Annotated in this window: 8 protein-coding genes; all 8 read left to right on the top strand. The window is 41.1% G+C overall.

Features of this window, described 5'->3' with window-relative positions; translation table 11 throughout:
* Positions 1-14: 14 nt before the first annotated feature.
* The 8 genes from Q5866_RS10015 (at position 15) to Q5866_RS09980 (ending at position 14,354) form a co-directional block, all read left to right on the top strand.
* Complete coding sequence (locus Q5866_RS10015; protein ID WP_303180024.1) at positions 15-3,122, top strand: hypothetical protein; 3,108 nt, start codon at positions 15-17, stop codon at positions 3,120-3,122.
* A 329-nt stretch (positions 3,123-3,451) separates the two neighbouring features.
* Positions 3,452-4,558 carry an OmpA family protein gene (locus Q5866_RS10010; RefSeq protein WP_303180023.1) on the top strand — a complete coding sequence of 369 codons (1,107 nt, stop codon included), beginning with the start codon at positions 3,452-3,454 and terminating at the stop codon, positions 4,556-4,558.
* 237 nt (positions 4,559-4,795) lie between these two features.
* Positions 4,796-5,356 carry an RNA polymerase sigma factor gene (locus Q5866_RS10005; RefSeq protein WP_292265614.1) on the top strand — a complete coding sequence of 187 codons (561 nt, stop codon included), beginning with the start codon at positions 4,796-4,798 and terminating at the stop codon, positions 5,354-5,356.
* A gap of 63 nt (positions 5,357-5,419) precedes the next feature.
* Positions 5,420-6,607 carry a FecR family protein gene (locus tag Q5866_RS10000; protein WP_303180021.1) on the top strand — a complete coding sequence of 396 codons (1,188 nt, stop codon included), beginning with the start codon at positions 5,420-5,422 and terminating at the stop codon, positions 6,605-6,607.
* A gap of 141 nt (positions 6,608-6,748) precedes the next feature.
* Positions 6,749-10,369, top strand: a complete 3,621-nt coding sequence (locus Q5866_RS09995) for a SusC/RagA family TonB-linked outer membrane protein (protein ID WP_227217106.1) — start codon at positions 6,749-6,751, stop codon at positions 10,367-10,369.
* Positions 10,370-10,386: 17 nt separating this feature from the next.
* Positions 10,387-11,808 (top strand): RagB/SusD family nutrient uptake outer membrane protein, encoded by a 1,422-nt coding sequence (locus tag Q5866_RS09990; protein ID WP_227217105.1) that lies wholly within the window; start codon positions 10,387-10,389, stop codon positions 11,806-11,808.
* A 29-nt stretch (positions 11,809-11,837) separates the two neighbouring features.
* Complete coding sequence (locus Q5866_RS09985; protein WP_099291731.1) at positions 11,838-12,929, top strand: hypothetical protein; 1,092 nt, start codon at positions 11,838-11,840, stop codon at positions 12,927-12,929.
* Positions 12,930-12,941: 12 nt separating this feature from the next.
* The gene (locus Q5866_RS09980) at positions 12,942-14,354 is read left to right on the top strand and encodes a hypothetical protein (RefSeq protein WP_303180017.1); all 1,413 of its coding nucleotides are present in this window, start codon (positions 12,942-12,944) and stop codon (positions 14,352-14,354) included.
* The last annotated feature ends 17 nt before the right edge of the window (positions 14,355-14,371 follow it).

Raw genomic sequence — 14,371 nt, 5'->3', positions numbered from 1 at the left:
AAACTTAAGGAGATATGAAACGGGATATAATATATAGTCTTTTATGTATGTTGTTCATCTTTATTACCGCTTGCGAGGATGAACCGTTGGGAGAAGAAGATGATTTTACTCCCGGAGCCAAGAGTGTGGTGACTGCTACCGTGGAATTTAAACCATTGGTTCCTGCCTTAAATGGAGCGAGTAGAACAGCGGGGAATGCGATAAAAGAGATTAGCAGTTTATGGATGTTGTTGTACTCGGAGGATGGAATGTTGGTCGAGAAGTACAAGATTAAAGATTTCACGGAGACAACAATTGTCAGGAATGACCTTACAACAGGTGGACCCTATGCTGAATCGAAAACCTCCCGTGCAGCATTTAAACGGGCTGTTCCTCAAGGACGGTACTATGTTTACGCGGTTGCCAATCTGGATCTGGAACTTGATATTTATAAAGACGCTATTCAGACTCGGGATGGATTGAAAGGAATATCTTTTAACTGGGTTGCCGAGGATGTGACAAAGAACAGCCAAATGTTCGGTCACTTTTCAGAGGATGGAAAGATAGATGCCACGGATGGAACGGTGTTTATTAATAAAAATACAACGAAGTTGCACGCTTGGGTACGTCGTGCGGCATCGAAAGTGACCGTGGCTTACGATGGGACGGATCTTAACGAGAACGTGTACATTTATTTAAAATCAGTACAAATCAAGGATATTCCGGCTACTTGTTTTTTAGGAAAAGAGAATGCTCCCGATATTACAAAAGATAAAGCCGCTCTTATAAAGGATGGGGAGTTAATCGATTATTCCGAAGGCAACACCACTTATAACTCTAATTATAAAGCGAGAATCACGAAAGGAACTCCTAAATACAGTAGCGCAAATCCGGATAAAAATGAAAAAGATCCTCATGGAGAGACTGTTGATGCGCTTTACTTCTTCGAGAATATGCAGGGAGAGGGAGAGGAAGGAACTGAAAGTGATAAGCGGCAAGATGTAAGTGGTAACAATTCCTCGGTAAGCTACCCGACAGGAGGTAAGGAAGATGATAAGGCTTATAAAGATGCGAAGCCCTCGGGAACCTATATAGAGGTAAGGGCATATTACGTGTCCTCTAATGAAGAACGCGTGGGGAGTGGCGATATAGTCTATCGTTTTATGCTAGGAAAAGACGTGATCAAGGATTATAATGCTGAACGAAACTATCACTATAAATTAACTCTCAAGTTCAATAAGTTTGCGAACGATGTGGATTGGCATATCGAATATGAAGAGGAAGTACCCGGTATTGAAGTGCCGCAGCCTTATTACATTTCTTATCTTTATAATCGTACCATGGATTTCCCTCTAAAAATCAATACTGCCGGGGCTAAACTTTTGTCTTTGGACGCGAGAATTATATTCAACAATTGGGCTCCGGAGGGGGCTTCAACACTGGATTATGCGAGGCAGTATGATTGTGCGGTGACGTCCAGTGCTGAAAATGCACCTTGGAATGGTTTTCTGTCGCTTCGCAAGACCACTGCCAGAGTGCTGACAATTGATCCTGACCAAGCAAATGAGGCGGCTGGCGTGGAGTATGTTGGAACTAAGGATAATACTGCTGGTAATGAACACTACTATAATAGTAAAGAAAGGGGAAAAAGGAGTTACACTATAAGCGAGGGACAAACAGAGTACGTTGATGATGATAATGGTAATTATAGTATAAAACCTACCGAAGGGAATAAAACCGTCAATGTGAAGATTCCGTTGTATACCCGAGCTAAACAGATGATTATTAGTACAGCTTATACCGGTAATAACCCTTATGTAGCCTATCAACGCCGTGCAGAAGTGGAATTTACCGCGAAAATCAAGTTTGATGACGAGAGGGGTGAAAAGATATTAAAAGATACGGCAAAGATTTTTCAGGTGCGACGTGTTGTCAATCCCAAGGGAATTTATCGAAGCGCGGAGAACACGACTTCCTTTCACGTGAAATTGATGAGATTGCCTAAAGAGGAGGCTACCGAGTTTGAAGTTTTCCCATCCGAAGGACCTTGGCGGGCTTATATTCCCGAGGAGGTGGATGGAGTTTCTTTTGAAGGGGATGATTTTATTACACTCAATGGTGGTCAGGAGGTGGTAGGAAAGACGGGAAGTCCTATCGAGTTCACCGTGAATTTCAAAGGGAAACTCAAAGAGGGGGAGGCTCGTCACACGATTATTCGTGTAGACTATCATAATTATACTTGCCAACACTTGATTTTCGTGATGCAGGGAGATGCCCCGGTGCAGCTTGTGAGCAATAAAGCAAAGTGGCATACCCGCAATTTAGTTAGCGAGACGCGAGAGGCTGTCAATCCTCTTGACGAGGGATCCTTATTCCGTTTTGATAACTTGGAGCAGCCCATCGCGGCATCCAATCAGGTAAATTCTCAAACCCCGTGGACTAATGTTAAAAAAGAAGATTTTAAAGATGCTAAAGATAAGGAATTTACAATAGTGGGGAGTGAAAAAAAATTGCTGTGGGGAGAGATAGATGCTGGAACTTCTGACACATCTCCCACGTGGAAGGTGAATTTAGGGAATGGAGCAAGAATTGCAAAGTACGAGGATTACCAAGCTCTTTTTGATGATGCAAATATCCAACAGGGGTATGGGGTGCTTTATGGTGATGAGGCTAATGATACTCGCGCAAGTATTCAGGACGTTTATGAATACCGTATCGGTGCAGATGGGAAAGCTAGCGGCTATGGAATGAGAGGATGTTTCGTGTATAATAAGACTAATGGTAAGCATGTGTTTTTTCCTGTAGGAGCATCGGGATATGGGCACCGAAGGAACTATGATTATGAGCCGTGGGGCGGTACTCCGTTTAATGAGAATACTAATGGAAGAGGTGTACTTAGATATGCTTCCGGGAGAATAGATTATTACCCCAATCCCAAAAATAATCCTTTATTCTATGATCTATTCCGGCGACCGGGGGCGGTTTATTGGTTGAATAATAAAGTAGAACCGGGTTCTAAAGTTGCTTGGGATATAAATTATTTTACTTTTGATTTTAACTCATTAGATGACGCTAATGTCTTTGCGAAGAAAGGAGGGGATAAAAAAAGTGATGCTTGTTTTATCCGTTGCGTGGAAGATTAACTGCTTTAGACATATCGAAAACCTACTGTACTCCTACCCAAGACCTAGGGTAATAAGTACATGGGGATGCTTTAGGTGTTGTCAATCTCCGGGGTTTCTATATGGGAGATAATAGGATGTCCATAGAATGAACGGGGAACGCACGGGGACAGGGTATGATTAGGGTATTATTTGGGTAGGATTGCAGTGGGTTTTCGGTAGGTGTAAAGTTTTTTAGTTGTTTTATTCGTGGTATTGAGAAATGAATGAATTTTATTAATTTTGCGGTGTTTTTTCGAATTTTGTATATGAGGAATGTTACACGAATAGACACTTTAATTATTTTGAAAATGAAAAAGAATTTATTGTTTGCATGTATGTTGATGTTGTGCATCTCCACGTTTGCACAATCTAATCAAGAAAAGAATTTACCCGGTTACAAAACATCTTTTGAAACCAATAATTTTTGGGATAATTGGTTTGTTTCTATGAATTTTGGTGCTCAGACTCTTTATGCCGAAGGTTCTACTGATGCTAAATTCGGGGATAGATTGACTTTTATGCCGGCATTGTCTGTCGGTAAATGGTTTGCACCTTGGTGGGGAGTGAGAGTACAAGGTTTGGGAGGTGCGTTACACGGCTTCCAAAATAACGGGAAAACCATGTTGCACAAGCATTACGGGGCTGTTCACGGGGATTTCATGTTCGGGTTGTTGAATTTCTTCGGTCGATACAATGAGAATCGTTGCTTTGACTTGGTTCCGTTTGCCGGAATCGGTGGTGCGTTCATTGGCAGTGACCAGTCTTTCACGATTAATGCCGGAGTGCAGGCTCGTTTCCGCCTGTGCGAACGTTTTGATTTGAATCTGGAATACTCCGGGATGATTTTAGATGATGACCTTGTGGTTCGCGGAGGATTTCCCAATGATGGAATTATGGGGTTAAGCGTGGGTGTTACCTTTAGATTTAAAAATCGTTCTTTCAAGAAAGCCGTTAGCCACAAACAATACGCGGAGCTTCAGAGTTTGACAAAAGCGCAAGAGGCACAAATTCAGGAATTGTTGAGAAGAGCCCCGGATACCGTGGTGAAAATTGTAAAAGAAGAGGTGCCGACAACGAAGACGGATGTTGAATACAAGGCATTGCCGACAACGATTAATTTCGCCTTCAATAGCTACAAGATAGATGCAACCCAAGAGGTGGGTATCTATAATCTGGTACAATTCTTGAAAGAGAATCCTGACGTTCGTGTTCGTTTGACCGGTTACGCTGATAAACGCGGAACCCAGAAAGCGAATATGTACATTTCCGAAAAACGTGTAAATGCGGTTGCGGATATGTTTATCGATAAATACGGGATTAACAAGAAACGTGTCGTGAAAGACCATAAAGGTGTTAGCTCCCGTTATGACAAGGATGAATGGAATCGTTGCGTTCTGGTAGAGATAATTAAATAAGATACGATAGTGATTTTAAAGAAGCCCGGCGGATTTGTCCGCCGGGCTTCTTTGTTCGTCTAGCATGGGTATATTCTAACGGGTACAAGCTAACCAGTGCCAAAGGTGTCCACCAGTTTGGCTTCCGTCTGGAAATCCAATATTTTAATATTAAAACATTAGAATGTTAAATTGAGAGATAATTAGAGGAAAAGTGTTCTGCATTCTCTATATTTGCCTCGGAAGAATGTTTTTTGTATGGAGAGTAATAAGAAATTAATCGTGGGAATAAATTGTAAAGCTAAAAAAGCATGGGAAGAGTTTTACAAGACTTATTATGAACCTTTATGTAATCATGTTTATCGTATTTTGCTAAATAAGGAGGTTACAGAGGATATTGTGCAAGAAATATTTTTAAAGATTTGGGATTCAGAGGTCATTTTTGAGAATGAAAAAGCATTGATTAGTTATTTGTATCGGGCAGGAACGAATAATTCGTTAAAATATTTACGGGAGCAGAATACGGAGCAGGAGAGATTGAAAATGTGGTGTGATACGGAACAGGAGATGACCGAGGATGATTTCTCAAGTGTTGTTAGAGAAGAAGTGTTGCGTAAGTTGCGTCATTTAATTGATCAATTACCCACGGAGCGGCGAAGAATTATATTGATGAGTATGGAAAATATGAGTGGGGAAGAGATTGCAAAGCAATTGGGGGTTACTATTAATACAGTAAAGCAGCAAAAATACAGGGCGTATAAATTTATAAAAGAGCAACTTGGTGATCATTGGGTCATTGCTCTCTATTTTTTCTTGTAATTTTTTTCTTTTTTCCTGTTATGCTTTTTTTCTTTTTTGGATCTTATATACAAAAAAGAATGTATGAAGCGTTGCGGATTTACAGTATTTGAAATTGTAGAGGAAGTTCTTCGGAACTTTTTAAATGAAAATGATGAGAAAAAGAGAGAAGAGTTTCAAAAGCTAATTAATGAACCCGCTTTATTAAATAATGGGAAGGAATTAGCTGATCGGAAACAAGTGGTTGCTTGGTTGAAGGAACCGTCTCGTTTTTCTTCTCAAAAGGCATACAGTGAGTTTAAAGTGTATGTGCGCGGGCAACAGCGTCAAATCTGGAGAAGACGGATAAGATATGTTGCAGCTGTTTTGATATTGCCATTTTTAGTGGGGGGTATTTATTATTGGCATGTTATTAATTCCGAAAAAGAAGATCAGAACTCGGAGACTCAATTAATACACCCGATTGCTTTTAAAGCATCTATCGAGTTGGATGACGGGAAGCGAGTGTATTTAGGTGCCGAAGAGGGAAAAATAACCTTGAGTGATCAAACAGAAATAATTCGAGATCAAAAACAAGTGGTGTATGCGGCTTCTGATTCGCTAGATGTGCATAAAATGATTTATCATGACCTTTGTGTACCTCGAGGAGGAGAGTATGCGTTGGTTTTGTCGGATAGTACTAAGATTTGGATTAATGCGGATTCAAAATTACGATATCCGGTTCAATTTAACGGGAAAGAACGGGAGGTATTTTTACTGGAAGGAGAGGCTTATTTCGAGGTAACCAAAAATAGTGAAAAGCCTTTTTGGGTGCGTACTTCACGGGGAACTGTAAAGGTATTGGGGACGGAATTTAACGTGCGTAATTATAAAGATGAGGGATGTGTGGTAACAACATTAGTCAATGGTTCCGTTCAATTTGGAAGTAATCAAAATCCTGAAAGTAATACCGTTTTGCGTCCCGGGTATCAAATTATAGCCGGTTCTGTTATAGAGGATTGGATTGTTCAAAAAGTGAATTTGAAAGAGTATGTAGGTTGGAAAGAGGGACTATACGTGTTTAATAATATGACATTGGAGGAGTTAATGAGAACGGTGGAACGTAATTATGATGTGACGGTGTTTTTTGCTAGTGAAGAGTGTAAGTTTTTGCGTTTTTCGGGTGATTTGAGAAAATATGATGATGTTCGAAATTTTTTGCGTTACATTGAGATTGGTGGGGATGTTCGGTTTGTTATTAAGGAACGTGTAATTACAATATATAAAAAGTGAAAAAGGGAGCCCTTGGCCCGGATACTCCCTTGTTATTTGTGAATAATTACTTGGAATAATTAAACATTCAAATCTATGAAAAAAAATTGGATTAATAGGCGTGATATACCTATTCGTGTTTTAAAAAAAGCATTTTTGGCTATGAAATTAACTTTCTTATTAACAGTGTTGTTGAATGTAAACGTTTGGGCAACAGTTTTTTCTCAAGAACATAGGGTCTCTCTGCAGTTGCAGAATGTTTCTTTGGAAAAAGTAATCATGGAATTGCGTAAACAAACGGAAATTCGTTTTTTCTATAGTATTGATAAGATTAAAGCTATAGAGAATGTTTCCGTGGATGCGAAAAACGAGACGTTAAAAAGTGTGCTAAGTAGCTTGTTGGTTGGTACGGGACTTACTTATACTCTTTTAGATGATGTCGTGGTAATTAAGGATGAAGGGGAGGTCGTTGCCAAAGATTCGGTACAAGGTACTCTTATTAAAGGAATCGTGAAAGACAAGGAGGGGATTACTTTACCCGGGGTGTCGGTTACGTTAAAGGGAACTTCAGTTGGGGTGGCTACAGACGTGAAAGGTGCATTTGCTTTACAAGTGCCTTCCAAAGACCGGATTGTGTTGGTTTTTTCTTTCGTGGGTATGCAGACGAAAGAGGTGCTTTATAAAGGAGAAAAGTCGTTGGAGGTAGTTCTGGAGGAAGAAACACAGAGTATTGACGAGGTGGTTGTTACCGGTTACCAAGTGATTGACAAACGAGAGTTGACAAGCGCTATTTCTACGGTGAAGGCAGAACAGTTGGAGCGGATGGGTGCTTTGACGATCGATCAGATGCTGGAGGGTAAGGCTCCCGGGTTGATGATTATGAATATAAGTGCGCAACCGGGAGCAGCCACGAAGATGAGGGTTCGTGCCGGAGCTACTTTCACGGGAACCCGTGAGCCGTTGTGGGTTATTGACGGGGTTATTTACGAGGATCCTGTTCCTTTGACTCCTGCAGAGATCAATAGTTTGGATAACGTGAATTTGATTGGTAATGCCATCACGGGTTTGAATCCTCAAGATATTGCCCAGATAGATATTTTGAAAGATGCTTCTGCCACGGCTATTTATGGAACTCGAGCAGCGAACGGGGTTATTGTCGTGACTACGAAGCGTGGGAAGAGCGGATCGTTGTCTCTCAATTATAATGGATCGATAAGTGTGGTGGATCGTCCGCGTTATTCGGACCTTAATTTGATGAATTCAAAGGAACGTATTGATGTTTCGAGAGAGATTGCGGAGAGGAATCTGTATTATCCTTCTCAAATTCACCAGTTTGTCGGGTATGAAGGGGTGTTGAAAAAGTATTATTTCCGGGAGATTGATTATGCTCAGTTTCAAAAGGAGGTCGCAAGATTGGAAGCGTTGAACGAAGATTGGTTCGGGGAGCTTTATCGGGTAGCTCTTACGCATGCGCATTCCGTTAATTTATCCGGGGGTAATGAAAAGATGAGGGTTTACGCGGGTTTGAGTTATGATAATCAACGCGGAACGGAGCTCAATGTGGGGTTGTATCGTGTCAGCGGTCGTGTTAACGGGGATTTTAATTTGAGGAAAAACGTGTTGATATCTGTCGGGTTGAGCGGAAGTTCACAAAAAGCAAAATACAATCATTCGGCGTATTCGGCTTTTAACGAGGCGTATAATATGAGCCGGGCGGTACCTGCACGAGAGGAAAATGGCGGTTTGTATTATATTGACCGGATATCTATTCAGAATACCACGGGTGATTATCGTTACGTGAAATACAATATCTTGAATGAACTTGCTAATTCGGGTCGTACGGTGTATAACAGGGATTTTAATGTTCGTGCTTCTGTTGATTGGGAGATTATTCATGGTTTGAAGGTTCGGAGTCAATTTTCTTTCCGAAATACCACTAATTCTTCCGAGGAGTGGATCGGTGGAGATACGTATTATATGTCAATGTGGCGTTCTATAGGTGATGACGCTGACGAGGAGAGTAAAAAGGGTACGGTGGTACCTTTCGGTGGATTGTATTCCAGCGGTATGGTGCTTTCGGAGGCAACTTCCATATTGACACAGATCAACTATAATAAGTCTTTTGGGGAACGGCATTTTTTTAATTTGAATATAGGGCAGGAGGCTTCGTCTACTATTTATAAAGGGGCGGAAGGTTGGATGGCTCCCGGTTATAATCACGAGCAGGGTAGGTCGTTTATAAAGATTCCGACTTTTTTGATGACGGAGATTGATGATTTGAAATATCCTTTCATGCTTCGTTGGTTGGCGGATGGAGGAGTAGGTGGAGCTTCAGTTTATCCGACCGTTACGGATCGCGTGAGGAACGTGATGTCGATGTTCGCTATTTTTAATTATTCGTTTGAGAACAGGTATATTTTCAATTTTAATATCCGAAGTGACGGTTCCAATCAGTTCGGTCAATATGAACGTTATAAATTCAGACCGGCGTGGTCTACTTCCGTGCGTTGGAATTTGCATAATGAGCCTTTTATCAAGAATATGGCGGTGTCGTTTATGGATGAGTTGGCACTTCGTTTGTCTTATGGTTTCCGGGGGAATCCGCCTTCGGCTTCACCTTATCTGACGATACAGAATTACGGGCAAGGTAATACGGATTTATCACCGGAGTATGTTTCCGAACTGGCATCTTTCCCGAATGCTAATTTGAAATGGGAGCGAACGAAGACTTTGAATATCGGGTTGAATCACTCTTGGTTGGGTGGTCGTATCAGCGGGGCTTTGGATTACGGGTATTCGAAGAGTCTTGATTTGTTGTTGACTCGTCCGGTTTCTTTAGTTAACGGTGCTTCTTCTCAGTTGTATAATGGAGGTTCGAAGGAAGACCATACTTTCGAGTTTAATATTATGACGCAGAATATTAAGACAAAAGATTTCCAATGGAATATGAATTTTAATATCACTCGTGTGAAAGAGAAAATTCTGGATGGTATTAACGAGGATGTAAGTTTCAGTACCGTAGAGAGTTTTTTGAACGGTTCGATTTATATGAAGGGGTTCCCGATAGACGGTTTTTATTCTTATCGTTTCGGGGGATTGGATTCCAATGGTTTGCCGACGTTCGAGGGAATGGTTGGCGATAAGAATCTTACGAACCGGGATGGTTATTGGGATACGAGGACGATATACGCCCAATTACAAAAAGCTCTGGTGTACGAGGGAAGTCGGTTGCCTTTGTTTTACGGGGGATTCGGGACGGAGTTTAAATATAAGAATTTGAGATTATCTGCAAGTTTCACGTACAAGATAGGGCAGAAGGTTCGTTTGTTGGAGATGTATGGTGAGAATCAAACGATGCCGTTGCCGGAGCAGAATATGACGGGCGAGTTTAACAAGAGATGGCGTAAGCCCGGGGATGAGGCTCATACGAATATTCCGGCTTTGTCCAATGAACTTTTGACTCCGTCGTATACTTTTGAAGAAGCCGTGTCTCCGTATGTTCTTCCCTGGCAAAAATCTTACTGGTGGGCTTATGACCGGAGTGATGTACGTACGGCTAAAGGAGATTATATCCGGTGGCAGCTTTTGACATTGAATTACGATTTGCCCGATCGTCATTTGAAACGGTTAGGTATTTCTAATATGCGCTTCGGTTTTCAGGTTCAGAATATCGGTTACTTGACTTTTGATAAGAAGTTGAAGGGGAAGGATCCGGAGCAGGTGAACTCTGTGGGAATGCCGGTGTTACCTTCTTATAATTTTAGCCTTGGTTTTAGTTTTTAATGTATTATGTTGAAATTATGAAAACAATTAACCTGTATCTTTTGCTTTTGACAATTATATTGGCTGGGTGTGATGGTTTTCTTGATGAGTCGTCACAGGATCAGATTAGACCCAATAAGGCCGAGCATCTTGCTTCTCTTGTTTTGAATGAATGCACGTTGTCGCATCCTTATTTTTACGGGGCAAGCCACATGACGGATGATATTTCCGAGAATATGCTTACCCCGACGAGTAAAAAAAGGAATTATAAGACCATTTATACTTGGAAGAATGAGATTGAACTTGATGATTACGGTGCGCAGATCGGGACGAATGTGGCGTGGGGAAATTTGTATCGTTCGATCGCTATTTTGAATGACGTGTTGATCAGTTGTGAAGATATTCATGATGACGAGAAGGAGTTGGCTTTCGTGAAAGGTGAAGCTTATTTTTTACGGGCTTTGGCATATTTTGACTTGGTAAATTTGTACGGGTTGCCCTATGAGCCGGAAAAGGCTAAAGAACAATTGGGTGTTGCTATTCGTTTGGATCATGGGGTCGAGCAATTTTATTCAAGGAATAGTTTGGAGGAGTGTTATAATTTGATCGAGCGTGATTTGTCGATTGGTAAGACTGAATTGGAAAAGTCCGGGTTGGAGAAGTCGTTGTGGCACCCGTCTGTGAATGCATGTAATTTATTGATGTCGAGAGTGAAGTTATTCCGTCAGGAGTGGCAGGCCGCGGCAGATTACGCTGATTCGGTTACGTCGAAAGTCGGAATGACTAAGTTGTTGGATTCTATGAAGTTTGTAGATCAGTCCAATAGCGAGATTATTTATTCTTTCGTGTATGATAGAAGAGTTTTAAGTATCGAAAATATGGAGAATACCGGTTTCGTTGTTAGCGAGAACCTGCTTTCTTGTTATGATCAGGATAATGATATTCGTTTCCGGAGCTTTTTTGTAATGCGGGGTGATTCTCGGCAAAAGTATTATTACCCGAGAAAGTTTGAATCTTATTTCACTTCTCTTGGCGGGTTTAATATGCGAGTTGCCGAGGCATGGCTGAATAAAGCGGAGGCTTGTGTTCGGCTGGGAGATATTAATGGTGCCCGTTTGGCGGTGAAAAGGGTGGTTGATCATCGATACAGACATCCCGCGAATGTAGTTATTCCTTTTGATGATGAGGAACTTCTGCAATTCATATTCGATGAGAGAAGGCGGGAATTTTGTTTTGAAAGTCATTTCCGTTGGTATGATTTAAGGCGGATGGGTGAGGAATACAGACCGGAAATTAAGCATGTATTTACCTATGTTAATGATGATGAGGTGAGAGAGGGACAGGAGAGTTACCGTTTACTCAAGAATGATCCTAATTACGTGTTGCCGATTCCTTTACAGGAACGCGAGAATAATCCGTTGATTATTAATAATGATCGTTTGGAGAAATTGCCTGAATAATCTTTTGACTTTTAATAAAAATTACCGAGATGAATAGGATAAGTATTATTTTAGCTATTAGCGCATTATTGTTTTGTTGTGTCGCTTGTGAGGACGAGGATGGGTTGTCTCCCTCGGGCTTGGATGTTGACCGGGTGCAAGATTTGCTTGATTGGTCAAATCCCGTTGTCAAAAGATATTATGACGATTATGGTGTGGCATTGATGACGGATTTTGATGAAAATCTGGATATAAAGTTTAATTTTTACGAGAGTTGGGCCAATCGTTTCTGGAGAAATATGGAGATCGGGAAGATGGAGCGAAAATCGGAATGCGATTCGGCGATAGCGGTTCTTGATACGGCTGTTTTCCGTTATTTTAAAGATGAACTGGAATTTCAAGGGGAGGTGTATCGTTCTGATTTTAAGAAGAAATATTTTCCGAATAAAATATTGATAACAAATAAGTTGATTGTCGGTACGGATGTGAGCGGTCTGATAATGCAGACGGTGAACAGACCGAGTAAGACGGGGGCAGGTTCTACTTTTTGCCAGAGTAATGATAATGCGATAGTGGTTAATTTGGAGTCCGGTATGTTGAATATTTCACCGGAGAAGTTTGAGCAGGTGACGAAAGCTATTTTGTACGTGATGATTATTTATGCTTTTGAAAAGTATGATTTGTATAGTATGATTCCTGACGCTTTCTATGAATTTAGTAAACCGTATTATGGTAAACGTGTTTATCAAGTTCAGGAGGAACTCGGTGAGGAACAGCACGCTATTTCTCGAATGGAGTGGGTTGAGAATTACCACATGGTTGTTACAAGCGTGGGACCAACGGATAATATGTTCGGTTTTCTTGCCACGTATCCTATTCCTGATGCGAAAAGAGATGTCCGTATTTGTATCGATCATTTGATTAATCCGGAAACGATTGATGGTGCCCGGGTTGAAACGGAAAATGCTCCTTTTGTTTACCAGTTGGATTCGCGATGTTCTATCAAGATGTGGTATATCGCCCAAACGTTGATAAAGTTAGGAATTGATGTTATGGCGATATCTCCGGATCCTAATTTCAGGGAATTTATATCCAACAAGACGCAGGAGGATATTGATGATATAACCAATAATTTGTTTTAAGCCATGATGAGGATGAAAAGTACATATTTATTTATTTTTTTTCTGGTGAGTTTTTTGTTTATAGCTTGTCAGGAAACTCCGGAGTTTCCCGATCCGAAGTTCGATTCGACGGATACGCGAGTTTACGAGGTAAGACGCGACACGGCGGATTTCGTGAATCTGGAATGTTTTATGGATGTGCCGAACGGTATTGACCGGATAGAAATCTTGGAGGGGCGTAGTTATGAGGTTTTAGACGTGTTGGAAGAGTATAAGGGTAAGAAAGAGTTGGATTTTAATTATCAGGTGGATATCAGTGATATCGTGCGCGATTCTTCTCTTGCTTTTATCGTAAAAGTTTATGATTTGAAATATCGTACGTATAATAAGGCTTTTATGGTACGGGTGAAGAAGTTTTCCGTTCCGGAGATTATTTTAGAGGGAGGGGAAACGATTTCGACGGATGTAGATGCTTTTTCTATACGGGCGACTTTGACCACGGGAATGATCCCGATTCGTCAGGTACGTCTTACGGTTGACGGAGAGAAGCAGGAACTTCCGGTCGTGGAAGAAGATATGACCGAGTACGTGTTGAATTATCGTATACCGTTACGTCGTCAAAAAGAGTATTCCGTGCAAATTTTACTGGAGGATGTGGATGGAAGACGAACGACGAAGGTAGTGAAGATTTTTAAAGTTCGGGAGATGGAGAAGCCGGTAAAGATTCTTTGTGGAGGTCGGTTGCCGTATGAGGTGCTTTTGGAGTATGATGAGCAAAATCGTATAAGTTTGATTGATATTTTGGAACATTACAAGTTCCAGATTATGTATGAGCAGATCAAGGAAAAGGAGGTGATACGGAGTATCTCTCAAAGCGGTTATGGTTTGGAGAACCCGGATTATATCAGTTATGTTTTTAATTATGACACGACAGGAATATTGCAGAACGTGACCGAGTCGTGGGGATCGGCAGTTACTTACCATGTCGGTCAATGTTTGTACGATAAAGAGAAGTTGAACGGGTTCGTGGCGGGTGCTGTTGTTGTTACCCAGGTTGCGTACGAGGATGTACCCGGAATCGGCGAGATTATGTCGGAGGTTTGGGGAACTGCATTTGCAGCGACATTGGAGAGGGATCGTCTTCGGGCGACAGATTTTCAAACGATGAGAATTCCGACTTATTTGAAACAATTGCCCTATTCTTTGTTTGTTCCTTTTAAGGTGGGTATTTTGTTCCAAGATGTTTTTCTTAGTCCGTACGTGTATTTGAAAATGATAAAGTATTTGGATGCTTCTGTTGTTGTGAATAATTTTTCTTACAAGACGGATGAAAAGGGGCGTTTGTCTTCTCTGACCAGAACTTCTACTAGTACCGGAAGTGACGGTCGTGCTATTATGTATTATTATCAGTTTGTGTATAAAGACACTGTTTTGCCCGAGAATTAAGTTTTAATAAAATAATA

Source organism: uncultured Butyricimonas sp., assembly GCF_959596855.1.
In the GTDB taxonomy this organism is placed as follows: Bacteria; Bacteroidota; Bacteroidia; order Bacteroidales; family Marinifilaceae; genus Butyricimonas; species Butyricimonas muris.
This window is presented reverse-complemented; position numbering and strand designations above follow the sequence as displayed.

What these genes read in the sequence shown, in the direction of transcription:
- Q5866_RS10000 (WP_303180021.1), top strand. Translation starts at nt 5,420, where the DNA reads ATGAAGCGTTGCGGATTTACAGTATTTGAAATTGTAGAGGAAGTTCTT.
- Q5866_RS09985 (WP_099291731.1), top strand. Translation starts at nt 11,838, where the DNA reads ATGAATAGGATAAGTATTATTTTAGCTATTAGCGCATTATTGTTTTGT.
- Q5866_RS09990 (WP_227217105.1), top strand. Translation starts at nt 10,387, where the DNA reads ATGAAAACAATTAACCTGTATCTTTTGCTTTTGACAATTATATTGGCT.
- Q5866_RS10010 (WP_303180023.1), top strand. Translation starts at nt 3,452, where the DNA reads ATGAAAAAGAATTTATTGTTTGCATGTATGTTGATGTTGTGCATCTCC.
- Q5866_RS09980 (WP_303180017.1), top strand. Translation starts at nt 12,942, where the DNA reads ATGAAAAGTACATATTTATTTATTTTTTTTCTGGTGAGTTTTTTGTTT.
- Q5866_RS09995 (WP_227217106.1), top strand. Translation starts at nt 6,749, where the DNA reads ATGAAATTAACTTTCTTATTAACAGTGTTGTTGAATGTAAACGTTTGG.
- Q5866_RS10005 (WP_292265614.1), top strand. Translation starts at nt 4,796, where the DNA reads ATGGAGAGTAATAAGAAATTAATCGTGGGAATAAATTGTAAAGCTAAA.
- Q5866_RS10015 (WP_303180024.1), top strand. Translation starts at nt 15, where the DNA reads ATGAAACGGGATATAATATATAGTCTTTTATGTATGTTGTTCATCTTT.